The 23,177-nt window shown below is 66.7% G+C and carries 18 protein-coding genes and 1 tRNA gene; 16 read left to right on the forward strand and 3 right to left on the reverse strand.

The window, feature by feature from the left end; all coding sequences use genetic code 11:
- The first annotated feature begins 162 nt into the window (after positions 1-162).
- Positions 163-1,218: a UDP-N-acetylmuramate dehydrogenase gene (locus tag ACFYO2_RS45460; protein WP_388362279.1), complete on the forward strand. Its 1,056-nt coding sequence runs from the start codon at positions 163-165 to the stop codon at positions 1,216-1,218.
- 12 nt (positions 1,219-1,230) lie between these two features.
- Here ACFYO2_RS45460 and ACFYO2_RS45465 read toward each other — a convergent pair whose 3' ends face one another.
- Together ACFYO2_RS45465 and ACFYO2_RS45470 are read right to left on the reverse strand one after the other, a co-directional pair.
- Positions 1,231-2,262 carry an adenosine deaminase gene (locus ACFYO2_RS45465; protein WP_388362281.1) on the reverse strand — a complete coding sequence of 344 codons (1,032 nt, stop codon included), beginning with the start codon at positions 2,260-2,262 and terminating at the stop codon, positions 1,231-1,233.
- A 130-nt stretch (positions 2,263-2,392) separates the two neighbouring features.
- Complete coding sequence (locus tag ACFYO2_RS45470; protein ID WP_388362284.1) at positions 2,393-3,619, reverse strand: pyridoxal phosphate-dependent aminotransferase; 1,227 nt, start codon at positions 3,617-3,619, stop codon at positions 2,393-2,395.
- A gap of 283 nt (positions 3,620-3,902) precedes the next feature.
- Here ACFYO2_RS45470 and ACFYO2_RS45475 point away from each other — a divergent pair.
- The 15 genes from ACFYO2_RS45475 (at position 3,903) to tuf (ending at position 22,560) form a co-directional block, all read left to right on the forward strand.
- A tRNA-Trp gene (locus tag ACFYO2_RS45475) sits at positions 3,903-3,975 on the forward strand.
- Positions 3,976-4,083: 108 nt separating this feature from the next.
- Positions 4,084-4,371, forward strand: coding sequence for a preprotein translocase subunit SecE (secE, locus tag ACFYO2_RS45480; protein WP_388362287.1), 288 nt, complete (start codon positions 4,084-4,086; stop codon positions 4,369-4,371).
- Between the two features lie 77 nt (positions 4,372-4,448).
- Positions 4,449-5,324, forward strand: a complete 876-nt coding sequence (gene nusG / locus ACFYO2_RS45485; RefSeq protein ID WP_388362290.1) for a transcription termination/antitermination protein NusG — start codon at positions 4,449-4,451, stop codon at positions 5,322-5,324.
- A 149-nt stretch (positions 5,325-5,473) separates the two neighbouring features.
- Positions 5,474-5,908: a 50S ribosomal protein L11 gene (rplK, locus tag ACFYO2_RS45490; protein ID WP_020135826.1), complete on the forward strand. Its 435-nt coding sequence runs from the start codon at positions 5,474-5,476 to the stop codon at positions 5,906-5,908.
- A gap of 76 nt (positions 5,909-5,984) precedes the next feature.
- Entirely contained in the window at positions 5,985-6,710 is a 726-nt protein-coding gene (gene rplA, locus ACFYO2_RS45495; protein WP_388362295.1) for a 50S ribosomal protein L1, read from the forward strand.
- 130 nt (positions 6,711-6,840) lie between these two features.
- The gene (locus tag ACFYO2_RS45500) at positions 6,841-7,689 is read left to right on the forward strand and encodes a hypothetical protein (protein WP_388362298.1); all 849 of its coding nucleotides are present in this window, start codon (positions 6,841-6,843) and stop codon (positions 7,687-7,689) included.
- Positions 7,690-8,011: 322 nt separating this feature from the next.
- The gene (gene rplJ / locus ACFYO2_RS45505; RefSeq protein WP_388362300.1) at positions 8,012-8,542 is read left to right on the forward strand and encodes a 50S ribosomal protein L10; all 531 of its coding nucleotides are present in this window, start codon (positions 8,012-8,014) and stop codon (positions 8,540-8,542) included.
- A gap of 124 nt (positions 8,543-8,666) precedes the next feature.
- A complete protein-coding gene (rplL, locus tag ACFYO2_RS45510) occupies positions 8,667-9,050 on the forward strand; it encodes a 50S ribosomal protein L7/L12 (RefSeq protein ID WP_388362303.1) in 384 nt (127 codons plus the stop codon).
- Between the two features lie 613 nt (positions 9,051-9,663).
- Complete coding sequence (gene rpoB / locus ACFYO2_RS45515; RefSeq protein ID WP_388362306.1) at positions 9,664-13,149, forward strand: DNA-directed RNA polymerase subunit beta; 3,486 nt, start codon at positions 9,664-9,666, stop codon at positions 13,147-13,149.
- Between the two features lie 94 nt (positions 13,150-13,243).
- Positions 13,244-17,143, forward strand: a complete 3,900-nt coding sequence (locus tag ACFYO2_RS45520; RefSeq protein ID WP_388362308.1) for a DNA-directed RNA polymerase subunit beta' — start codon at positions 13,244-13,246, stop codon at positions 17,141-17,143.
- Positions 17,144-17,355: 212 nt separating this feature from the next.
- Positions 17,356-17,820 carry a DUF1707 and DUF4190 domain-containing protein gene (locus ACFYO2_RS45525; protein ID WP_388362311.1) on the forward strand — a complete coding sequence of 155 codons (465 nt, stop codon included), beginning with the start codon at positions 17,356-17,358 and terminating at the stop codon, positions 17,818-17,820.
- A 378-nt stretch (positions 17,821-18,198) separates the two neighbouring features.
- Positions 18,199-18,570, forward strand: coding sequence for a 30S ribosomal protein S12 (rpsL, locus tag ACFYO2_RS45530; RefSeq protein ID WP_003948652.1), 372 nt, complete (start codon positions 18,199-18,201; stop codon positions 18,568-18,570).
- Positions 18,571-18,572: 2 nt separating this feature from the next.
- A complete protein-coding gene (gene rpsG / locus ACFYO2_RS45535) occupies positions 18,573-19,043 on the forward strand; it encodes a 30S ribosomal protein S7 (RefSeq protein WP_005481264.1) in 471 nt (156 codons plus the stop codon).
- A gap of 39 nt (positions 19,044-19,082) precedes the next feature.
- Positions 19,083-21,209 (forward strand): elongation factor G, encoded by a 2,127-nt coding sequence (gene fusA / locus ACFYO2_RS45540; RefSeq protein ID WP_388362315.1) that lies wholly within the window; start codon positions 19,083-19,085, stop codon positions 21,207-21,209.
- A gap of 157 nt (positions 21,210-21,366) precedes the next feature.
- On the forward strand, positions 21,367-22,560 hold the full coding sequence (gene tuf, locus ACFYO2_RS45545; protein WP_388362317.1) for an elongation factor Tu: 1,194 nt from the start codon (positions 21,367-21,369) through the stop codon (positions 22,558-22,560).
- 118 nt (positions 22,561-22,678) lie between these two features.
- Here the strand turns inward: tuf and ACFYO2_RS45550 are convergent, their stop codons facing one another.
- Positions 22,679-23,062: a hypothetical protein gene (locus ACFYO2_RS45550; RefSeq protein ID WP_388362320.1), complete on the reverse strand. Its 384-nt coding sequence runs from the start codon at positions 23,060-23,062 to the stop codon at positions 22,679-22,681.
- Positions 23,063-23,177: the final 115 nt, after the last annotated feature.

Here is a 23,177-nt window from a genome sequence, read left to right on the forward strand (position 1 = left end):
CCCCCCCCCCCCCCCCCCCCCCCCCCCCCCCCCCCCCCCCCCCCCCCCCCCCCCCCCCCCCCCCCCCCCCCCCCCCCCCCCCCCCCCCCCGACCCACCCCCACCCGCAGGCGAAACCCGCACCCCACCGAAGCTGTCAGCCCCGTCTCGTACTCTTGGGCGCGTGCAGGAACTCCACGATGCCCCCCTCGCCCCGTTGACCACCTTCCGGCTGGGCGGTCCCGCGACCCGCCTGGTCATCGCGACGACCGACGCCGAGGTGATCGCCGCCGTCCGTGAGGCCGACGACAGCGGCACGCCCCTGCTGGTCATCGGGGGCGGATCGAACCTGGTCATCGGAGACAAGGGCTTCGCGGGCACCGCGCTGGTCATCGCCACGAAGGGCTTCGCCCTCGACGGCACCAGGCTGGAGCTGGCCGCCGGCGAGGTGTGGACCGACGCCGTAGCCCGCACCGTGGCGGCTGGGCTCGCCGGCATCGAGTGCCTGGCCGGCATCCCCGGCTCCGTGGGCGCGACGCCCATCCAGAACGTGGGGGCGTACGGCCAGGAGGTCTCCTCGACGATCACCGAGGTGATCGCCTACGACCGGACCACCCGCGAGACGGTCACGATCCCGAACGCGGACTGCGCCTTCTCGTACCGCCACAGCCGCTTCAAGGCCGCCCCTGAGCGTTACGTCGTCCTGCGCGTCCGCTTCGAGCTGGAGGACGCCGACGGACTGTCCGGTCCGGTCAAGTACGCCGAGACGGCCCGCGCCCTCGGTGTGGAACCCGGCGACCGCGTTCCCCTCGCGGACGCCCGCGAGACCGTCCTGAAGCTGCGCTCCGGCAAGGGCATGGTCCTGGACCCCGATGACCACGACACCTGGTCGGCCGGGTCCTTCTTCACGAACCCGATCCTCACCCAGGAGGAGTTCGAAGCCTTCCACGCGCGCGTGCGCGAGCGCCTGGGCGACGGAGTGCAGCCACCCGCGTACCCGGCGGGGGAGGGCCGCACCAAGACCTCCGCCGCCTGGCTGATCGACAAGGCGGGCTTCACCAAGGGCTACGGCACCGGCCCGGCCCGCATCTCCACCAAGCACACCCTCGCCCTCACCAACCGGGGCACGGCGACCACCGAGGATCTCCTCACGCTGGCCCGCGAGGTGGTCACCGGCGTCCGGGACGCCTTCGGGATCACCCTGGTCAACGAACCAGTGACGGTCGGCGTCAGTTTGTAAGGGCCACGCCCCCTAGGCTGCCAGCCACGCGTCCACCCCCGCCAACAGCTTCCCCTTCGTGTCCGCAGGCGCCGCCGAGCCACGAATGGACTGACGGGCCAGTTCCGCCAGCTCCTCGTCCGTGAAGGCGTGGTGCCGACGAGCGATCTCGTACTGGGCGGCAAGACGAGAGCCGAAGAGCAGAGGATCGTCGGCACCCAGCGCCATCGGCACACCCGCCTCGAACAACGTCCGCAACGGCACGTCCTCAGGCTTCTCGTAGACGCCCAGGGCGACATTGGACGCCGGGCACACCTCACAGGTCACGCCCCGCTCCGCGAGACGCTTCAACAGGCGCGGATCCTCCGCCGCCCGAACACCGTGACCGAGCCGGTTCGCGTGCAGGTCGTCCAGACAGTCCCGCACCGAATACGGTCCCGTCAGCTCGCCCCCGTGCGGCGCCGACAGCAGACCGCCCTCCCGCGCGATGGCGAAGGCACGGTCGAAGTCCCTCGCCATGCCCCGGCGTTCGTCGTTGGACAGCCCGAAGCCGACCACCCCCCGGTCGGCGTACCGCACCGCGAGGCGGGCCAGCGTACGCGCGTCCAGCGGGTGCTTCATACGGTTCGCGGCGACCAGGACGCGCATGCCCAGCCCGGTCTCCCGCGAGGTGGTCTCGACGGCGTCCAGGATGACCTCGAGGGCCGGGATCAGTCCGCCCAACTTCGGGGCGTACGACGTCGGGTCGACCTGGATCTCCAGCCAACCCGAGCCGTCCTTGACGTCCTCCTCCGCGGCCTCCCGCACCAGGCGCCGGATGTCCTCGGGCTCTCTGAGGCACGAGCGGGCCGCGTCGTACAGGCGCTGGAAGCGGAACCAGCCCCGCTCGTCCGTCGCCCGCAGTTTGGGCGGCTCCCCGCTGGTCAGGGCCTCGCTCAGCGCCTCGGGCAGGCGCACGCCGTACTTGTCGGCCAGTTCCAGCACGGTACTGGGCCGCATCGAACCGGTGAAGTGCAGGTGCAGATGGGCTTTCGGCAGCTCAGAGACATCACGTACACGCTCCATCCCAGGATCCTGCCGTACGTCCCTGCCGTCCCGGTAGCGCTTTCCCCTTTAGTGGTCTTGCTCGCACAAACAAACAGGGCGGGCACCTCCGGAAATCCGGAGGTGCCCGCCCTGCGACGAACTCGGTAACTCAGTCCCGAGCCTCGGCCAGCAGCTTCTGGATCCGCGAGACGCCCTCGACGAGGTCCTCGTCACCCAGGGCGTACGACAGCCGCAGATAGCCCGGCGTGCCAAAGGCCTCGCCCGGCACGACCGCGACCTCGACCTCCTCCAGGATCAGCGCGGCCAGCTCGACCGTGTCCTGCGGGCGCCTGCCGCGGATCTCCTTGCCGAGCAGGCCCTTCACCGACGGGTAGGCGTAGAAGGCGCCCTCGGGCTCGGGGCAGACCACGCCGTCGATCTCGTTGAGCATCCGCACGATCGTCCTGCGACGGCGGTCGAATGCCTCCCGCATCGCCGCGACGGCGTCCAGTCCACCCGACACCGCGGCCAGCGCCGCGACCTGCGCCACGTTCGACACGTTCGACGTGGCGTGCGACTGGAGGTTCGTCGCCGCCTTCACGACGTCCTTCGGGCCGATGATCCAGCCGACCCGCCAGCCCGTCATGGCGTACGTCTTCGCAACACCGTTGACGACAATGCACTTGTCGCGCAGCTCCGGCAGGATCGCCGGCAGCGACGTGAACGTCGCGTCGCCGTAGACCAGGTGCTCGTAGATCTCGTCCGTCATCACCCACAGGCCGTGCTCGACGGCCCAGCGGCCGATCGCCTCGGCGTCCTCGGCGCTGTAGACCGCGCCGGTCGGGTTGGAAGGGGACACGAAGAGGACGACCTTCGTCCTCTCGGTGCGGGCCGCCTCCAACTGCTCCACACTGACGCGGTAGCCGGTCGTCTCGTCCGCGACGACGTCGACCGGGACACCGCCGGCCAGCCGGATCGACTCCGGGTACGTCGTCCAGTACGGCGCCGGGACGATGACCTCGTCGCCCGGGTCGAGGATCGCGGCGAAGGCCTCGTAGATGGCCTGCTTGCCACCGTTGGTGACGAGGATCTGCGACGGGTCGACCTCGTAGTTCGAGTCGCGCAGTGTCTTCGCGGCGATCGCGGCCTTCAGCTCGGGCAGACCACCGGCCGGCGTGTATCGGTGGTACTTCGGGTTCTTGCAGGCCTCGATGGCCGCCTCGACGATGTAGTCCGGGGTCGGGAAGTCGGGCTCACCGGCGCCGAAGCCGATCACCGGCCGCCCGGCGGCCTTCAGGGCCTTGGCCTTGGCGTCCACGGCGAGAGTGGCGGACTCGGAGATCGCGCCGACTCGGGCGGAGACCCGGCGCTCGGTGGGAGGGGTTGCAGGGCTCATGGGGCCCATCGTTTCAGACCGGAAACGACCCCGGCACGCGGGTTTCACAGACTGAACATGTGCGGGCAAACCCCTGAACACCCGTCCGGATCACAGCCACGGCCAGGGTGATCAGCAGCCGATCTTCCGCCGTTCTTCCGTCGGCAGGGCCCCCACGGGCACTTTCTGTTCGACGAGGGGCCACAGAACACGTACACTCTCACCTCGTTGGGCTTCAGCAGCCTGCGCTCAGCCGGTGCACACCGAGCACTCGGTCGGATGCGGTACGTTGGGGAACACGCAAAGGGTCGTAGCTCAATTGGTAGAGCACTGGTCTCCAAAACCAGCGGTTGGGGGTTCAAGTCCCTCCGGCCCTGCTACACACTCCTTCGCCAGGATGTGTGCGCATGTACGTACAGCAATGCACCGCCGTGCGGCTCAGACCGGGCGCGGCACGGCCACGACCCGGAATCAGGTGAGGACGAGTGACGGACGCCGTGGGCTCCATCGACATGCCTGATGCCGAGGACGAGGCGCCGGAGTCCAAGAAGAAGACTCGTAAGGGCGGCAAGCGTGCCAAGAAGGGCCCGCTGAAGCGCCTCGCTCTCTTCTATCGTCAGATTGTCGCTGAGCTTCGCAAGGTCGTATGGCCTACGCGCAACCAGCTGACGACGTACACGACCGTTGTGATCGTCTTCGTCGTCATCATGATCGGCCTGGTCACCGTGATTGACTATGGGCTCGACCACGCCGCCAAGTACGTCTTTGGCTGAGCCAAGAGCGAAGGGCGCCGTCACCGGCGCCCCTTTCGCGTGTTCCACCCCCATGTATCCAGGAAGAAGCAGCCACCGTGTCTGACCCGAACCTGAACGAGGCCGTCGAGCCGGACGAGTCCGTGGAAGACGAACTCGACATCGTCGAGGGCGCGGACGAGGATCTGGACGAGGTCGAGGCTGCCGACGCCGACGCTGGTGAGCCCGCCGAGGAAGCCGCCGTACACGTCGAGGACGAGGACGAGACCGTCACGGACGAGTCCGCCGCCGAAGAGTCCTCCGACGAGGCCGTCGCCGAAGAGGAAGAGGACGTCGAGGAGGAGCCGGCCGAGCCGGTCGACCCCGTCGCCGCCCTGCGCGAGGAACTGCGCACCCTCCCCGGCGAGTGGTACGTCATCCACACGTACGCCGGTTACGAGAACCGCGTGAAGACCAACCTCGAGCAGCGAGCCGTCTCGCTGAACGTCGAGGACTTCATCTTCCAGGCCGAGGTGCCGCAGGAAGAGGTCGCGCAGATCAAGAACGGCGAGCGCAAGACCATCCGCCAGAACAAGCTTCCCGGCTATGTGCTGGTGCGCATGGACCTGACGAACGAGTCCTGGGGTGTCGTCCGCAACACACCCGGCGTCACCGGCTTCGTGGGCAACGCCTACGACCCGTACCCGCTGACCCTGGACGAGATCGTCAAGATGCTCGCCCCCGAGGCCGAGGAGAAGGCGGCCCGCGAGGCCGCCGAGGCCGAGGGCAAGCCGGCTCCGCAGCGCAAGGTCGAGGTCCAGGTGCTGGACTTCGAGGTCGGCGACTCGGTCACCGTCACCGACGGCCCGTTCGCCACGCTGCAGGCGACCATCAACGAGATCAACCCCGACTCGAAGAAGGTCAAGGGCCTCGTCGAGATCTTCGGCCGCGAGACGCCGGTCGAGCTCTCCTTCGACCAGATCCAGAAGAACTAACGCCTTCGGCGACAAAGCCACCGTTCAGGTCAGACGGCTTACGCAGCCTGTCTGACCTGCTCGGTTTTTAGCCGCGCAGAGATACCCGTTAGGGTTGTGCGGTTGCCCTCGGGCATCAGGAAACTGACAGAAAAGACAGAGGACCCGGAATGCCTCCCAAGAAGAAGAAGGTCACGGGGCTCATCAAGCTCCAGATCCAGGCCGGTGCCGCCAACCCGGCTCCGCCGGTCGGCCCCGCGCTGGGTCAGCACGGCGTCAACATCATGGAGTTCTGCAAGGCGTACAACGCCGCGACCGAGTCGCAGCGTGGCTGGGTGATCCCGGTGGAGATCACGGTCTACGAGGACCGCTCCTTCACCTTCATCACCAAGACGCCGCCGGCCGCCAAGATGATCCTCAAGGCCGCGGGCATCGAGAAGGGCTCCGGCGAGCCGCACAAGACCAAGGTCGCCAAGATCACCCAGGCGCAGGTCCGCGAGATCGCCACGACCAAGCTTCCCGACCTCAACGCCAACGACCTGGACGCCGCCGCGAAGATCATCGCCGGTACCGCGCGTTCCATGGGCGTCACGGTCGAGGGCTGAGCCCCCATCTCCCAGCAGTAGTGGCAGGGCCTGCTCGGCCCGCACCACGACTCCTCAAGAACACTCAGGAGCAGTAGTGAGCAAGCGCAGCAAGTCTCTCCGCGCTGCGGACGCCAAGATCGACCGGGACAAGTTCTACGCCCCGCTCGAGGCCGTCCGTCTCGCCAAGGAGACCTCCACCAGCAAGTTCGACGGCACCGTCGAGGTCGCCTTCCGTCTGGGTGTCGACCCGCGCAAGGCCGACCAGATGGTCCGTGGCACCGTGAACCTCCCGCACGGCACCGGTAAGACCGCCCGGGTCCTGGTCTTCGCGACCGGTGACCGTGCCGAGGCCGCACTCGCCGCGGGCGCCGACATCGTCGGCTCCGACGAGCTGATCGACGAGGTGTCGAAGGGCCGTCTGGACTTCGATGCCGTCGTCGCCACCCCGGACCTCATGGGCAAGGTCGGCCGCCTCGGCCGCGTGCTCGGTCCCCGTGGTCTCATGCCGAACCCCAAGACCGGCACCGTCACGCCGGACGTGGTCAAGGCCGTCAACGAGATCAAGGGCGGCAAGATCGAGTTCCGCGTCGACAAGCACTCGAACCTGCACTTCATCATCGGCAAGGTGTCCTTCGACGACACCAAGCTGGTGGAGAACTACGGCGCGGCCCTGGACGAGATCCTTCGTCTGAAGCCGTCCGCCGCCAAGGGTCGCTACATCAAGAAGGCCGCGATCAGCACCACGATCGGCCCCGGCGTTCCGCTCGACCCGAACCGCACTCGCAACCTCCTCGTCGAGGAGGACCCGGCTGCTGTCTGATCAGGCCGAGCCTGCCGGATCGCCCAGTCGGCGACGGGCCCCGCACCTTCACGGTGCGGGGCCCGTTCCTGTGTGAGGGGGTCGTGCCCTGGGTTAGCGTGCGCACAGGGCAACGGCACAGGGGGACCGTATGAAGTGCAGGACGGGGCGTCGCGGCGCCTGCTCGGTCGCGGTGGCGGCCGCGCTGACGGTGCTGACCGCCTGCACCTCCTCGAAGCCGGAGAGGGACCGCGCGGCGACCTCCGCGTTCCTCCCGGCCCTGCGCCTGGCCGAGCGGTCCACCGACCGGGCCGAGTCGGCCAGGGTGCGCTCCACGACGGTCATGGGCACCCAGCTGTCCGTGGCGGCCGAGGGAGCCCTCGACTGGGGCAGCGTGCTCACCGGCACCCTGACCATCACCTACACGGGCGGCACGACGGCCGACACGATGCGGGGCCTCGGCATCACGTCGATGGAGGCCCGCTATCTGTCCGACGCCTACTACGCGCGGATGGGCGACCCGTTCGCCGAGAAGGCCGGCGGCAAGCACTGGCTCAAGTACGTCTACGAGGATCTCGAGGCCCTCGGCGGCGGTGGCGCGAACTTCGCGGACCAGATACGCAACACCACGCCGAACCAGTCGGTGAAGCTGCTCCTCGACTCCCAGGACGTGCGCAAGGTCGGTATGGAGAGGGTGAGCGGACAGGCCACCACGCACTACTCCGGCACGGTCGAGGTGAGCGACGTCGCCGACGCGGAGCTGAGACAGCAGCTCGAAGGGGCCGGGGTGACCAGGCAGACCGTCGACATCTGGGTCGACGACCAGGACCTGCTTGTCAAGAAGGTGGAGAAGGGCCGGATGGCCACCGGCGAGCTCACCCAGACCGCGTACTACAGCGACTACGGCGTGCGGGTCTCCGTACGGAAGCCTCCGGCCGGCGACACCGAGGACTTCAAGGAGCTCCTGAAGAAGCAGGGCGGGGCCGCAGGCACCCCCTGAACTCGGGATCCCGGGGACATTGATGACGCTGCGAGCCGAGCCCCGTACGACCGGATTTGCTCGACGGCGATCCGGTCGCGTACTCTCCTGAAGAAGCCAAAGACCGCTGGTCGTTGCCGTGTGCTCGTAAGAGGGTGCGGTGGCCGAAGGATCCGCTGAACTGCGGACGACCCGCGCAGGTGAATGTGGATGTGCTCCCGGACTTCGCTGCTCGCGTTGCGAATGTCGGTCGAGCTACGCCCCGTGCGCCTGCGCCGGGGCGTTTCGTTTGTCCCAGCCCCTTCTGAGCGGTCGTCATCACCCGGAAGGAGGCCGACGCTCTATGGCAAGGCCCGACAAGGCTGCCGCGGTGGCCGAGCTCGCGGAGCAGTTCCGCAGCTCGAACGCCGCCGTGCTGACCGAGTACCGGGGTCTCACCGTGGCGCAGCTCAAGACGCTGCGTCGTTCGCTCGGTGAGAACGCCCAGTACGCCGTGGTGAAGAACACGCTGACCAAGATTGCGGCCAACGAGGCCGGGATCTCGACGCTCGACGACCTGTTCAACGGTCCGACGGCAGTTGCCTTCGTCACCGGTGACCCGGTGGAGTCGGCGAAGGGTCTTCGTGACTTCGCCAAGGACAACCCGAACCTCGTCATCAAGGGCGGTGTCCTTGACGGCAAGGCGCTGTCCGCCGACGAGATCAAGAAGCTTGCGGACCTCGAGTCCCGCGAGGTTCTGCTCTCCAAGCTGGCGGGTGCCTTCAAGGGCAAGCAGTCTCAGGCTGCGCAGCTCTTCCAGGCGCTTCCGTCGAAGCTCGTCCGCACCGTGGACGCTCTTCGCGCCAAGCAGGACGAGCAGGGCGGTGCCGAGTAATTCGGCTCGCGAAATGACCGCCGCCTGAAGGCACGCCTGAAGCAGCGGTCGTAGCGGGCCGAACGTACGCCCGCCAGACATGTACATCCCGGCACCAGCCGAAAAAGTGGAAGGATCGCCCATCATGGCGAAGCTCAGCCAGGAAGACCTGCTCGCGCAGTTCGAGGAGATGACCCTCATCGAGCTCTCCGAGTTCGTGAAGGCCTTCGAGGAGAAGTTCGACGTCACCGCCGCCGCCGCGGTCGCCGTTGCCGGCCCCGCCGCCCCCGGCGCCCCGGTCGAGGCCGCTGAGGAGCAGGACGAGTTCGACGTCATCCTCACCGGCGCCGGCGAGAAGAAGATCCAGGTCATCAAGGTCGTGCGTGAGCTGACCTCCCTGGGCCTCAAGGAGGCCAAGGACCTCGTGGACGGCGCCCCGAAGCCCGTTCTCGAGAAGGTCGCCAAGGAGGCCGCGGAGAAGGCCGCCGAGTCCCTCAAGGGCGCCGGCGCCTCCGTCGAGGTCAAGTGACCCACGGAGTCCTCGGACTCACCTGCTAGCTGACACAGCGCCTCTGAGAGGGCTGTAACGCTGACGCACCGAAGAGCGATCATCCATCTGGGTGGTCGCTCTTCGGCGTTCGGGGAGCCGGGCGGCGGCTGCCTTGCACCGGTGTTCGTGCGGAGTATGGTGATCTTCGTCGTGCCTCCGAGCGCCCCCGGTGCAGGCAGCACGTGACGAGCGCGGCACCCGGTTCGGGCAAGGAGGGCCTTGACGAACCGCACGCAGCGCGCAATTCTCAGGACGCGTCGTCACAAGGATCCGAATCCGAGGCATGGATCGGCGACGAAGAGGGCAGTATCAACGTGCGTTGAGGACGTGGGCTTGCCGAAGGTGTTGAGAACAACGAGGGTCTTCAAAAACCCGGACTGGACATCAGTGTGCCAAATGGCTACACTGACCCTTTGCGCTGCCTGTTAGCTGCCTCCTGCCCGTCACCAGGGGCATACCCTCGCTTGAGCACCGACGATCAGACCGAATCTGACCTGGCCCCATTGAGCCGGAGAAGGAACCGTCTGTCTCTGTGTCCGGGAGAGGGACCGGTACGCGCGTAGTGAGTCCGAGCCCTCGGAAGGACCCCCTCTTGGCCGCCTCGCGCACTGCCTCGACCGCGAATACGAACAACGGCGCCAGCACCGCCCCGCTGCGCATCTCCTTTGCAAAGATCAAGGAGCCCCTCGAGGTTCCGAACCTTCTTGCGCTGCAAACCGAGAGCTTCGACTGGCTGCTCGGCAACGACGCGTGGAAGGCTCGTGTCGAGGCGGCTCTGGAGTCCGGTCAGGACGTCCCCACCAAGTCCGGTCTGGAGGAGATCTTCGAGGAGATCTCTCCGATCGAGGACTTCTCCGGGTCGATGTCGCTGACGTTCCGCGACCACCGTTTCGAGCCGCCTAAGAACAGCATCGACGAGTGCAAGGACCGCGACTTCACGTACGCGGCCCCGCTCTTCGTCACCGCCGAGTTCACCAACAACGAGACCGGCGAGATCAAGTCCCAGACCGTCTTCATGGGCGACTTCCCGCTCATGACCGGCAAGGGCACCTTCGTCATCAACGGCACCGAGCGTGTCGTGGTGTCGCAGCTGGTCCGCTCGCCCGGCGTCTACTTCGACTCCTCGATCGACAAGACGTCCGACAAGGACATCTTCTCCGCCAAGATCATCCCGTCCCGGGGTGCCTGGCTGGAGATGGAGATCGACAAGCGCGACATGGTCGGTGTGCGCATCGACCGCAAGCGCAAGCAGTCCGTCACCGTCCTGCTCAAGGCTCTCGGCTGGACCACCGAGCAGATCCTCGAGGAGTTCGGCGAGTACGAGTCCATGCGCGCCACCCTGGAGAAGGACCACACCCAGGGCCAGGACGACGCGCTGCTGGACATCTACCGCAAGCTGCGTCCGGGCGAGCCCCCGACGCGTGAGGCCGCGCAGACCCTGCTCGAGAACCTCTACTTCAACCCCAAGCGCTACGACCTGGCCAAGGTCGGCCGCTACAAGGTCAACAAGAAGCTGGGTGGGGACGCTCCGCTGAACGCGGGTGTCCTGACCGTCGAGGACGTCATCTCGACGATCAAGTACCTGGTGAAGCTGCACGCCGGCGAGACCGAGACGGCCGCTGACAACGGCACGACGATCGTCGTCGAGACCGACGACATCGACCACTTCGGCAACCGTCGTCTGCGTAGCGTCGGCGAGCTCATCCAGAACCAGGTCCGTACGGGTCTGGCGCGTATGGAGCGAGTCGTCCGCGAGCGCATGACGACTCAGGACGTCGAGGCGATCACGCCGCAGACCCTGATCAACATCCGGCCGGTCGTCGCCTCCATCAAGGAGTTCTTCGGCACCAGCCAGCTGTCGCAGTTCATGGACCAGAACAACCCGCTGTCGGGTCTCACCCACAAGCGCCGTCTGTCGGCGCTCGGCCCGGGTGGTCTCTCCCGTGAGCGGGCCGGCTTCGAGGTCCGTGACGTGCACCCGTCCCACTACGGCCGCATGTGCCCGATCGAGACCCCTGAAGGCCCGAACATCGGTCTGATCGGCTCGCTCGCCTCCTACGGCCGCGTCAACGCGTTCGGTTTCGTGGAGACGCCGTACCGCAAGGTCACCGGCGGTGTCGTCACCGACGACGTCGACTACCTCACGGCCGACGAAGAGGACCGATTCGTCATCGCGCAGGCCAACGCCACGCTCAATGACGACATGCGCTTCACCGAGAACCGCGTCCTGGTCCGCCGCCGTGGCGGCGAGGTCGACTACGTCCCCGGTGACGACGTGGACTACATGGACGTCTCGCCGCGCCAGATGGTGTCGGTCGCGACCGCCATGATCCCGTTCCTCGAGCACGACGACGCCAACCGTGCCCTCATGGGCGCGAACATGATGCGTCAGGCCGTGCCGCTCATCAAGTCCGAGTCCCCGCTCGTCGGCACCGGCATGGAGTACCGCTCCGCGGTCGACGCCGGCGACGTGGTCAAGGCCGAGAAGGCGGGTGTGGTCCAGGAGGTCTCCGCGGACTACATCACCACCGCCAACGACGACGGCACGTACATCACGTACCGCCTGGCCAAGTTCGCCCGCTCCAACCAGGGCACCTCGGTCAACCAGAAGGTCATCGTCAACGAGGGCGACCGGATCATCGACGGCCAGGTCCTGGCCGACGGTCCGGCCACCGAGAACGGCGAGATGGCGCTGGGCAAGAACCTGCTCGTGGCGTTCATGCCGTGGGAGGGTCACAACTACGAGGACGCGATCATCCTGTCGCAGCGCCTCGTGCAGGACGACGTCCTCTCCTCGATCCACATCGAGGAGCACGAGGTCGACGCCCGTGACACCAAGCTCGGCCCCGAGGAGATCACCCGGGACATCCCGAACGTCTCCGAGGAGGTCCTCGCCGACCTCGACGAGCGCGGCATCATCCGCATCGGTGCCGAGGTCGTCGCCGGCGACATCCTGGTCGGCAAGGTCACGCCCAAGGGTGAGACCGAGCTGACCCCTGAGGAGCGCCTGCTCCGCGCGATCTTCGGTGAGAAGGCGCGCGAGGTGCGCGACACCTCGCTGAAGGTGCCGCACGGCGAGATCGGCAAGGTCATCGGCGTCCGCGTCTTCGACCGTGAAGAGGGCGACGAGCTGCCGCCGGGTGTGAACCAGCTGGTTCGCGTCTACGTGGCGCAGAAGCGCAAGATCACGGACGGTGACAAGCTCGCCGGCCGACACGGCAACAAGGGTGTCATCTCCAAGATCCTGCCCATCGAGGACATGCCGTTCCTCGAGGACGGGACGCCGGTCGACATCATCCTGAACCCGCTGGGTGTGCCGTCCCGAATGAACCCGGGACAGGTGCTGGAGATCCACCTCGGCTGGCTCGCCAGCCGCGGCTGGGACGTCTCCGGCCTCGCGGAGGACTGGGCGCAGCGGCTCCAGGTGATCGGCGCCGACCAGGTCGACCCCGGCACGAACGTCGCGACCCCGGTGTTCGACGGCGCCCGCGAGGACGAACTGACCGGTCTGCTCCAGCACACCATCCCGAACCGTGACGGGGACCGTCTGGTCCTCCCGTCCGGCAAGGCGAGGATGTTCGACGGCCGCTCCGGCGAGCCGTTCCCGGAGCCGATCTCGGTCGGCTACATGTACATCCTCAAGCTCCACCACCTGGTCGACGACAAGCTGCACGCCCGGTCGACCGGTCCGTACTCGATGATCACCCAGCAGCCGCTGGGTGGTAAGGCCCAGTTCGGTGGCCAGCGCTTCGGTGAGATGGAGGTGTGGGCGCTGGAGGCTTATGGCGCCGCGTACGCCCTCCAGGAGCTGCTGACCATCAAGTCCGACGACGTCACCGGCCGTGTGAAGGTCTACGAGGCCATCGTCAAGGGCGAGAACATTCCCGAGCCCGGCATCCCCGAGTCCTTCAAGGTGCTCATCAAGGAGATGCAGTCCCTGTGCCTCAACGTGGAGGTGCTGTCCTCGGACGGCATGTCCATCGAGATGCGCGACACCGATGAGGACGTCTTCCGCGCTGCGGAGGAGCTTGGCATCGACCTGTCCCGGCGTGAGCCGAGCAGCGTCGAAGAGGTCTGACGGGAGTTCGGAGGCCTTCACCATGAAGGCCTCCGGCCCCAGGACCCCCGTATCAGACCCCATGACTTACAACCCTGAGAGGGATTGACGCATAGTGCTCGACGTCAACTTCTTCGACGAGCTCCGGATCGGTCTGGCCACCGCTGACGACATCCGTCAGTGGAGCCACGGCGAGGTCAAGAAGCCCGAGACCATCAACTACCGCACGCTCAAGCCCGAGAAGGACGGACTCTTCTGCGAGAAGATCTTCGGTCCGACCCGGGACTGGGAGTGCTACTGCGGCAAGTACAAGCGCGTCCGCTTCAAGGGCATCATCTGTGAGCGCTGTGGCGTGGAGGTCACGCGCGCCAAGGTGCGTCGTGAGCGGATGGGCCACATCGAGCTCGCCGCGCCCGTCACGCACATCTGGTACTTCAAGGGTGTTCCGTCGCGCCTCGGCTACCTGCTCGACCTCGCCCCGAAGGACCTGGAGAAGGTCATCTACTTCGCGGCGTACATGATCACGTTCGTCGACGAGGAGCGCCGCACCCGCGACCTGCCCTCCCTGGAGGCGCACGTCTCCGTCGAGCGGCAGCAGATCGAGAACCGCCGGGACGCCGACCTGGAGGCCCGCGCCAAGAAGCTCGAGACCGACCTGGCCGAGCTCGAGGCCGAGGGTGCCAAGGCCGACGTGCGCCGCAAGGTGCGCGAAGGTGCCGAGCGGGAGATGAAGCAGCTGCGTGACCGTGCGCAGCGCGAGATCGACCGTCTCGACGAGGTGTGGACCCGGTTCAAGAACCTCAAGGTCCAGGACCTCGAGGGTGACGAGCTGCTCTACCGCGAGCTGCGTGACCGCTTCGGCACGTACTTCGACGGTTCGATGGGTGCCGCGGCGCTGCAGAAGCGCCTGGAGTCCTTCGACCTGGACGAAGAGGCCGAGCGGCTTCGCGAGATCATCCGTACCGGCAAGGGCCAGAAGAAGACCCGTGCCCTGAAGCGGCTGAAGGTCGTGTCTGCCTTCCTGCAGACCTCCAACAGCCCCAAGGGCATGGTCCTCGACTGCGTCCCGGTCATTCCGCCGGACCTTCGCCCGATGGTGCAGCTGGACGGTGGCCGCTTCGCGACCTCCGACCTGAACGACCTGTACCGCCGTGTGATCAACCGCAACAACCGCCTGAAGCGGCTTCTCGACCTCGGCGCGCCCGAGATCATCGTGAACAACGAGAAGCGCATGCTTCAGGAGGCCGTCGACGCGCTCTTCGACAACGGCCGTCGTGGTCGCCCGGTCACGGGCCCCGGCAACCGTCCGCTGAAGTCGCTGTCCGACATGCTCAAGGGCAAGCAGGGCCGCTTCCGTCAGAACCTGCTCGGCAAGCGAGTCGACTACTCCGCGCGTTCCGTGATCGTCGTCGGTCCGCAGCTGAAGCTGCACCAGTGCGGTCTGCCGAAGGCGATGGCGCTGGAACTCTTCAAGCCGTTCGTGATGAAGCGCCTGGTCGACCTGAACCACGCGCAGAACATCAAGAGCGCCAAGCGGATGGTCGAGCGCGGCCGCACGGTCGTGTACGACGTCCTCGAAGAGGTCATCGCCGAGCACCCGGTTCTGCTGAACCGTGCGCCCACCCTGCACCGCCTCGGCATCCAGGCCTTCGAGCCGCAGCTGGTCGAGGGCAAGGCCATCCAGATCCACCCGCTCGTCTGCACCGCGTTCAACGCGGACTTCGACGGTGACCAGATGGCCGTGCACCTTCCGCTGTCCGCGGAGGCGCAGGCCGAGGCCCGCATCCTGATGCTGTCCTCGAACAACATCCTCAAGCCCGCCGACGGCCGTCCGGTGACGATGCCGACCCAGGACATGGTCCTCGGTCTGTTCTTCCTCACCACCGACGGCGAACTGCGTGACACCAAGGGCGAGGGCCGGTCCTTCGGCTCCACGGCCGAGGCGATCATGGCGTTCGACGCCGGCGAGCTCGCGCTCCAGTCGCCGATCGACATCCGCTTCCCGGTGGGCACCATCCCGCCGCGTGGCTGGACGCCGCCGGTGCGCGAGGAGGGCGAGCCCGAGTGGCAGCAGGGTGACTCGTTCCGGCTGCGGACGACCCTGGGCCGCGCGCTCTTCAACGAGCTGCTGCCCGAGGACTACCCGTTCGTCGACTACTCGGTGGGCAAGAAGCAGCTCTCCGAGATCGTCAACGACCTCGCCGAGCGCTACCCCAAGGTCATCGTGGCGGCGACGCTCGACAACCTGAAGGCGGCCGGCTTCTTCTGGGCGACCCGTTCCGGTGTCACCGTGGCCATCTCCGACGTCGTCGTTCCCGAGGCGAAGAAGGAGATCGTCAAGGGCTACGAGGCGCTGGACGAGAAGGTCCAGAAGCAGTACGAGCGCGGTCTGATCACCAAGGAAGAGCGCACGCAGGAGCTCATCGCGATCTGGACCAAGGCGACCAACGAGGTCGCCGAGGCGATGAACGCGAACTTCCCCAAGACGAACCCCATCTTCATGATGGTTGACTCGGGTGCCCGAGGAAACATGATGCAGATGCGGCAGATCGCCGGTATGCGCGGTCTGGTGTCGAACGCGAAGAACGAGACCATCCCGCGTCCGATCAAGGCGTCCTTCCGTGAGGGCCTGTCCGTGCTGGAGTACTTCATCTCCACGCACGGTGCCCGTAAGGGTCTGGCGGACACCGCCCTGCGTACCGCCGACTCGGGTTACCTGACCCGTCGTCTGGTGGACGTCTCGCAGGACGTCATCATCCGCGAGGAGGACTGCGGCACCGAGCGCGGTCTGAAGCTGCGGATCGCCAACCGCGACGCCGATGGTGTGCTGCGCAAGACGGAAGACGTCGAGACCAGCGTCTACGCCCGCATGCTCGCCGAGGACGTCGTCATCGACGGCAAGGTGATCGCGCCGGCCAACGTCGACCTCGGCGATGTCCTCATCGACCAGTTGGTGCGCCACGGTGTCGAGGAGGTCAAGACCCGTTCGATCCTGACCTGCGAGTCGCACGTCGGTACCTGCGCCATGTGCTACGGCCGTTCGCTGGCCACCGGCAAGCTGGTCGACATCGGTGAGGCGGTCGGCATCATCGCCGCCCAGTCCATCGGTGAGCCCGGTACCCAGCTGACGATGCGTACCTTCCACACCGGTGGTGTGGCCGGTGACGACATCACCCAGGGTCTGCCCCGTGTCGTCGAGCTCTTCGAGGCTCGTACGCCCAAGGGTGTCGCCCCGATCTCCGAGGCCCAGGGCCGCGTGCGGATCGAGGAGACCGAGAAGACCAAGAAGATCGTCGTCACCCCGGACGACGGCAGCGACGAGACGGCGTTCCCGATCTCCAAGCGTGCCCGACTCCTGGTCAGCGAGGGCGAGCACGTCGAGGTGGGCCAGAAGCTCACCGTGGGTGCCACCAACCCGCACGACGTGCTGCGCATCCTGGGCCAGCGCGCCGTCCAGGTCCACCTGGTCGGCGAGGTCCAGAAGGTCTACAACTCGCAGGGTGTGTCGATCCACGACAAGCACATCGAGATCATCATCCGGCAGATGCTGCGCCGTGTGACGATCATCGAGTCCGGCGACGCCGAGCTGCTGCCCGGCGAGCTGGTCGAGCGCTCGAAGTTCGAGACCGAGAACCGTCGTGTGGTCCAGGAGGGCGGTCACCCGGCCTCCGGTCGTCCGCAGCTGATGGGTATCACCAAGGCCTCGCTGGCGACCGAGTCGTGGCTGTCGGCGGCGTCCTTCCAGGAGACGACCAGGGTCCTGACGGACGCGGCGATCAACGCCAAGTCCGACTCCCTGATCGGCCTCAAGGAGAACGTCATCATCGGTAAGCTCATCCCGGCCGGTACGGGTCTGTCCCGCTACCGCAACATCCGGGTCGAGCCGACCGAGGAGGCCAAGGCCGCGATGTACTCGGCCGTCGGCTACGACGACATCGACTACTCGCCGTTCGGCACGGGCTCCGGCCAGGCCGTTCCGCTGGAGGACTACGACTACGGTCCGTACAACCAGTAAGCGAGCGTCCGCTTGAGTCGAAGGGCGGTCACCCTCTCGGGGGTGGCCGCCCTTCGGCGTGTCCGGCGACGCGTTCTGTGCTGGAAATGCCGGTTCGGCGCATCATGGAAGGACCTCGGGGTTCGGGAGGTGTTCGGTGTCGAATCCGTCGTGGCAACCCTGGCGGCCCGGAGAGGGCGTTCCGCAGCCCTGGCAGGGGCACCGGCCCGTCGATGCTCGCCTCGCACGCCGACCGGGAGCGGGCCGTGGACGTGCTCAGAGCGGGCTACGGCGAGGGGCGGCTGGAGAAGGCCGAGTTCGATCGGCGGGTGGCGCGTGCCTACGCGGCCCGTACGGTGGCGGAGCTGGCGTTGGTGGTCGCGGACCTGCCTCAGGGGCCGGTGCCGCAGTCGGCGGGCGCCCTGGCCGTGCCGGGGACGTTTCTGCCGCGTCCGCGGCCGCGGATGAACGGGAAGGCGGTCGGCTCGGCGCTGTGCGGGGTGCTCTGTCTGGCCACGTTCGGGCTCACGGGCATCCCGGCGGTGGTCCTGGGCCATGCGGCACGCGCGGAGATCCAGCGCACGGGAGAGGGCGGCGACGGACTCGCGTTGACCGGGCTGGTGTTCGGCTGGCTGTCCACCGCCGTCTGGGCCGTCGTAGTGGCACTGCTGTTCGCGGTGGCCCTCGCGACCGGCTGAGGCGCGGAGAGCGGCGTGTACGGCTTCTGTGAAGCCGCGTTTCGAAGATCGGGAATTGCCTTCGGGGAATACCGCGGATCGACGATTCGAAGATCACGGACGGTGCACGGGTATGACATGCATCGCTTGGGTATGCGGGTGGACCCCATTTGTTTTGACCGCAGCGTATGAGCTAGGTACGCTCAGACCTTGTGCCTGGGGTGTGCCCTGGCTCTCGTGCGTGCCTTGAACCGCACATAGGGAGCCGTCACTGGCCACCGTAATCTGCGCTCTTTCTGCCTCGCGGCGGGGGTCTGCAGCATTCGACACACCCGACCGCGTGGGTCGGCGACGTTCCAGGTTAGCTTCACCATTCGGCACACAGAAACCGGAGAAGTAGTGCCTACGATCCAGCAGCTGGTCCGCAAGGGCCGGCAGGACAAGGTCGAGAAGAACAAGACGCCCGCACTCGAGGGTTCTCCTCAGCGTCGTGGCGTCTGCACGCGTGTGTTCACGACCACCCCGAAGAAGCCGAACTCGGCCCTGCGTAAGGTCGCGCGTGTGCGTCTGACCAGCGGGATCGAGGTCACCGCTTACATTCCGGGTGAGGGACACAACCTGCAGGAGCACTCCATCGTGCTCGTGCGTGGCGGTCGTGTGAAGGACCTGCCCGGTGTTCGCTACAAGATCATCCGCGGTTCGCTCGACACCCAGGGTGTCAAGAACCGCAAGCAGGCCCGCAGCCGCTACGGCGCCAAGAAGGAGAAGTAGAAATGCCTCGTAAGGGCCCCGCCCCGAAGCGCCCGGTCATCATCGACCCGGTCTACGGTTCTCCTCTGGTGACCTCCCTCATCAACAAGGTGCTGCTGAACGGCAAGCGCTCCACCGCCGAGCGCATCGTGTACGGCGCCATGGAGGGCCTGCGCGAGAAGACCAGCAATGACCCGGTCATCACGCTGAAGCGCGCACTGGAGAACATCAAGCCGACCCTCGAGGTCAAGTCCCGCCGTGTCGGTGGTGCGACGTACCAGGTTCCGATCGAGGTCAAGCCCGGTCGCGCCAACACGCTCGCGCTGCGCTGGCTGGTCGGTTACTCCCGCGCCCGTCGCGAGAAGACCATGACCGAGCGTCTGCTCAACGAACTTCTCGACGCGTCCAACGGCCTTGGTGCCGCTGTGAAGAAGCGCGAGGACACCCACAAGATGGCCGAGTCCAACAAGGCCTTCGCGCACTACCGCTGGTAGTCGCTACCCACATCGAGACCGAGAGAAGACGAAAGCCTTATGGCTACCACTTCACTTGACCTGGCCAGGGTCCGAAACATCGGGATCATGGCCCACATCGACGCGGGCAAGACGACCACCACCGAGCGGATCCTGTTCTACACCGGCGTTTCGTACAAGATCGGTGAGGTCCACGACGGCGCCGCCACGATGGACTGGATGGAGCAGGAGCAGGAGCGTGGCATCACGATCACGTCTGCTGCGACCACCTGTCACTGGCCGCTTGAGGACAACGACTACACCATCAACATCATCGACACCCCGGGTCACGTCGACTTCACCGTCGAGGTAGAGCGTTCCCTGCGTGTGCTCGACGGTGCCGTGACGGTGTTCGACGGTGTCGCCGGTGTCGAGCCGCAGTCCGAGACGGTGTGGCGTCAGGCCGACCGATACGGCGTGCCCCGCATCTGCTTCGTGAACAAGCTGGACCGTACCGGCGCCGAGTTCCACCGCTGCGTGGACATGATCTCGGACCGCCTGGGCGCCCAGCCGCTCGTCATGCAGCTTCCGATCGGTGCCGAGGCCGACTTCAAGGGCGTCGTGGACCTGGTCCGCATGAAGGCGCTCGTGTGGTCCGCCGAGGCCGCCAAGGGCGAGATGTACGACGTCGTCGACATCCCGGCCACGCACACCGAGGCTGCCGAGGAGTACCGCGGCAAGCTGATCGAGGGCGTCGCCGAGAACGACGAAGAGATCATGGAGCTGTACCTGGAGGGCGTGGAGCCCACCGAGGAGCAGCTGTACGCCGCGATCCGTCGCATCACCATCGCGTCCGGCAAGTCCAACGACATCACGGTCACCCCGGTGTTCTGTGGCACCGCGTTCAAGAACAAGGGCGTCCAGCCCCTGCTCGACGCGGTCGTGCGCTACCTGCCGACCCCGCTCGACGTCGAGGCCATCGAGGGCCACGACGTGAAGGACCCCGAGCTGGTCGTCAAGCGCAAGCCGTCCGAGGACGAGCCGCTGTCCGCGCTCGCGTTCAAGATCATGAGCGACCCGCACCTGGGCAAGCTCACCTTCGTCCGGGTCTACTCGGGCCGCCTGGAGACTGGCACCGCCGTGCTGAACTCCGTCAAGGGCAAGAAGGAGCGCATCGGCAAGATCTACCGCATGCACGCGAACAAGCGTGAGGAGATCGCGGCGGTGGGCGCCGGCGACATCGTCGCCGTGATGGGTCTGAAGCAGACCACGACCGGTGAGACGCTGTGCGACGACAAGCAGCCGGTGATCCTGGAGTCCATGGACTTCCCGGCGCCGGTCATCCAGGTCGCCATCGAGCCCAAGTCGAAGGGTGACCAGGAGAAGCTGGGCGTCGCGATCCAGCGCCTGGCCGAGGAGGACCCGTCCTTCCAGGTCCACACCAACGAAGAGACCGGCCAGACCATCATCGGTGGCATGGGCGAGCTGCACCTCGAGGTGCTGGTCGACCGTATGCGCCGTGAGTTCAAGGTCGAGGCCAACGTTGGTAAGCCGCAGGTCGCCTACCGTGAGACGATCCGCAAGGCCGTCGAGCGCGTGGACTACACCCACAAGAAGCAGACCGGTGGTACCGGTCAGTTCGCCAAGGTGCAGATCGCGATCGAGCCGCTCGAGGGTGGCGACACCTCGTACGAGTTCGTGAACAAGGTGACCGGTGGTCGCATCCCGAAGGAGTACATCCCTTCGGTCGACGCCGGTGCGCAGGAGGCCATGCAGTTCGGCATCCTCGCCGGGTACGAGATGACGGGCGTTCGCGTCACGCTTCTCGACGGTGCCTACCACGAGGTGGACTCCTCCGAGCTCGCGTTCAAGATCGCCGGTTCGCAGGCGTTCAAGGAGGCCGCGCGGAAGGCCAGCCCCGTGCTGCTCGAGCCGATGATGGCCGTCGAGGTCACCACGCCCGAGGACTACATGGGTGACGTCATCGGCGACATCAACTCCCGCCGTGGTCAGATCCAGGCCATGGAGGAGCGGGCCGGTGCCCGTGTCGTGAAGGGCCTCGTGCCCCTCTCGGAGATGTTCGGCTACGTCGGAGACCTCCGCAGCAAGACCTCGGGTCGCGCAAGCTACTCGATGCAGTTCGACTCCTACGCCGAGGTTCCGCGGAACGTCGCCGAGGAGATCATCGCGAAGGCCAAGGGCGAGTAACGCACTCCGTTCACACGCCGTAGGCTTGACTCCGGAGCCTCGCGGGGCATTCCGCCGCAATGCGGAGGGAATGCCCCGGGGATCCGGGCCATCCAGCAAAGATCACCTGGCGCCGATGAAGTAAGGCGTACCAGAACCACTCCACAGGAGGACCCCAGTGGCGAAGGCGAAGTTCGAGCGGACTAAGCCGCACGTCAACATCGGCACCATCGGTCACATCGACCACGGTAAGACGACCCTCACGGCCGCCATTACCAAGGTGCTGCACGACGCGTACCCGGACCTGAACGAGGCCTCGGCCTTCGACCAGATCGACAAGGCTCCTGAGGAGCGCCAGCGCGGTATCACCATCTCGATCGCGCACGTCGAGTACCAGACCGAGACGCGTCACTACGCCCACGTCGACTGCCCCGGTCACGCGGACTACATCAAGAACATGATCACGGGTGCTGCCCAGATGGACGGCGCCATCCTCGTGGTCGCCGCCACCGACGGCCCGATGCCGCAGACCAAGGAGCACGTGCTCCTGGCCCGCCAGGTCGGCGTCCCGTACATCGTCGTCGCGCTGAACAAGGCCGACATGGTGGACGACGAGGAGATCATGGAGCTCGTCGAGCTCGAGGTCCGTGAGCTCCTCTCCGAGTACGAGTTCCCGGGCGACGACCTGCCGGTCGTCAAGGTCTCGGCGCTCAAGGCGCTCGAGGGCGACAAGGAGTGGGGCCAGTCGGTCCTGGACCTGATGGCCGCCGTCGACGAGTCGATCCCGACTCCCGAGCGTGACGTCGACAAGCCGTTCCTGATGCCGATCGAGGACGTCTTCACGATCACCGGCCGCGGTACGGTCGTCACCGGCCGTATCGAGCGCGGTGTCCTGAAGGTCAACGAGACCGTGGACATCATCGGTATCAAGCAGGAGAAGACCACCACCACGGTCACCGGCATCGAGATGTTCCGGAAGCTGCTCGACGAGGGCCAGGCCGGTGAGAACGTCGGTCTGCTGCTTCGTGGCATCAAGCGCGAGGACGTCGAGCGCGGCCAGGTCATCATCAAGCCGGGCTCGGTCACCCCGCACACCGAGTTCGAGGCGCAGGCCTACATCCTCTCCAAGGACGAGGGTGGCCGCCACACGCCGTTCTTCAACAACTACCGTCCGCAGTTCTACTTCCGTACGACGGACGTGACCGGCGTCGTGACCCTCCCCGAGGGCACCGAGATGGTCATGCCGGGTGACAACACCGAGATGAAGGTGGAGCTCATCCAGCCCGTCGCCATGGAAGAGGGCCTGAAGTTCGCCATCCGTGAGGGTGGCCGGACCGTGGGCGCCGGCCAGGTCACCAAGATCACGAAGTGATCTTGGGCTTGACCGGGTAGCTCCAGCTTGGGCTGAGCTCCTCAAGAGGCCCGTACGACTTCGGTCGTGCGGGCCTCTTCGCTGTGTTCGGGGCCCCTACGAGGCTTCTGTTGGGCCTTTATGAGACTTCTGGCACCGGTTGCGGGCCGAGTGCCAGGCATACGAGGACGGTCGCCCGGACGATGACGCCGCCGAGCAGGGCGGCCAGGAAGCCGTCGACGTGGATGCCGTAATCCATCCACGAGCCGATCCATGAGACGAGGATCCAGATCAGCGTGTCCTGGAGGACGCCGATCGCGCCGAGGGTCAGCAGGGCGATCGGGGGAGCGCCTCGGACGCTGCTGGGATAGGCGTGGATCAGCTGGTTCACGATGAGGAAGACCGCGACGGGGAGGAGCAGCTCCAGGAGCGGCGAGCCGAGGACCAGGGAGATGCCCGGGAGCAGGGCGGTGGCCAGGGCTGCTCCGAGAGTGGTGCCGAGTATGCGCCTTCGCTTGTACATGGGCGCGATCATGAAGTCGGGTCGGGGAGTGTGACAAGGGGGCGGGGCGACCGGTGTGCGGGGGAGGGCCGGAACGCCTTGCGGTGCGGGGGAGCCGGCCATGGGCGTCAAGTGA

The sequence above is a fragment of the Streptomyces sp. NPDC006602 genome (genome assembly GCF_042870385.1).
In the GTDB taxonomy this organism is placed as follows: domain Bacteria; phylum Actinomycetota; class Actinomycetes; order Streptomycetales; family Streptomycetaceae; genus Streptomyces.

Bases quoted from the DNA above. Each gene is read 5' to 3' on its own strand.
- ACFYO2_RS45465 (WP_388362281.1), bottom strand. From the start codon at position 2,262: ATGGAGCGTGTACGTGATGTCTCTGAGCTGCCGAAAGCCCATCTGCAC.
- ACFYO2_RS45470 (WP_388362284.1), bottom strand. From the start codon at position 3,619: ATGAGCCCTGCAACCCCTCCCACCGAGCGCCGGGTCTCCGCCCGAGTC.
- rplK (WP_020135826.1), top strand. From the start codon at position 5,474: ATGCCTCCCAAGAAGAAGAAGGTCACGGGGCTCATCAAGCTCCAGATC.
- ACFYO2_RS45500 (WP_388362298.1), top strand. From the start codon at position 6,841: ATGAAGTGCAGGACGGGGCGTCGCGGCGCCTGCTCGGTCGCGGTGGCG.
- rplJ (WP_388362300.1), top strand. From the start codon at position 8,012: ATGGCAAGGCCCGACAAGGCTGCCGCGGTGGCCGAGCTCGCGGAGCAG.
- rplL (WP_388362303.1), top strand. From the start codon at position 8,667: ATGGCGAAGCTCAGCCAGGAAGACCTGCTCGCGCAGTTCGAGGAGATG.
- ACFYO2_RS45525 (WP_388362311.1), top strand. From the start codon at position 17,356: ATGCTCGCCTCGCACGCCGACCGGGAGCGGGCCGTGGACGTGCTCAGA.
- rpsG (WP_005481264.1), top strand. From the start codon at position 18,573: ATGCCTCGTAAGGGCCCCGCCCCGAAGCGCCCGGTCATCATCGACCCG.
- fusA (WP_388362315.1), top strand. From the start codon at position 19,083: ATGGCTACCACTTCACTTGACCTGGCCAGGGTCCGAAACATCGGGATC.
- ACFYO2_RS45550 (WP_388362320.1), bottom strand. From the start codon at position 23,062: ATGTACAAGCGAAGGCGCATACTCGGCACCACTCTCGGAGCAGCCCTG.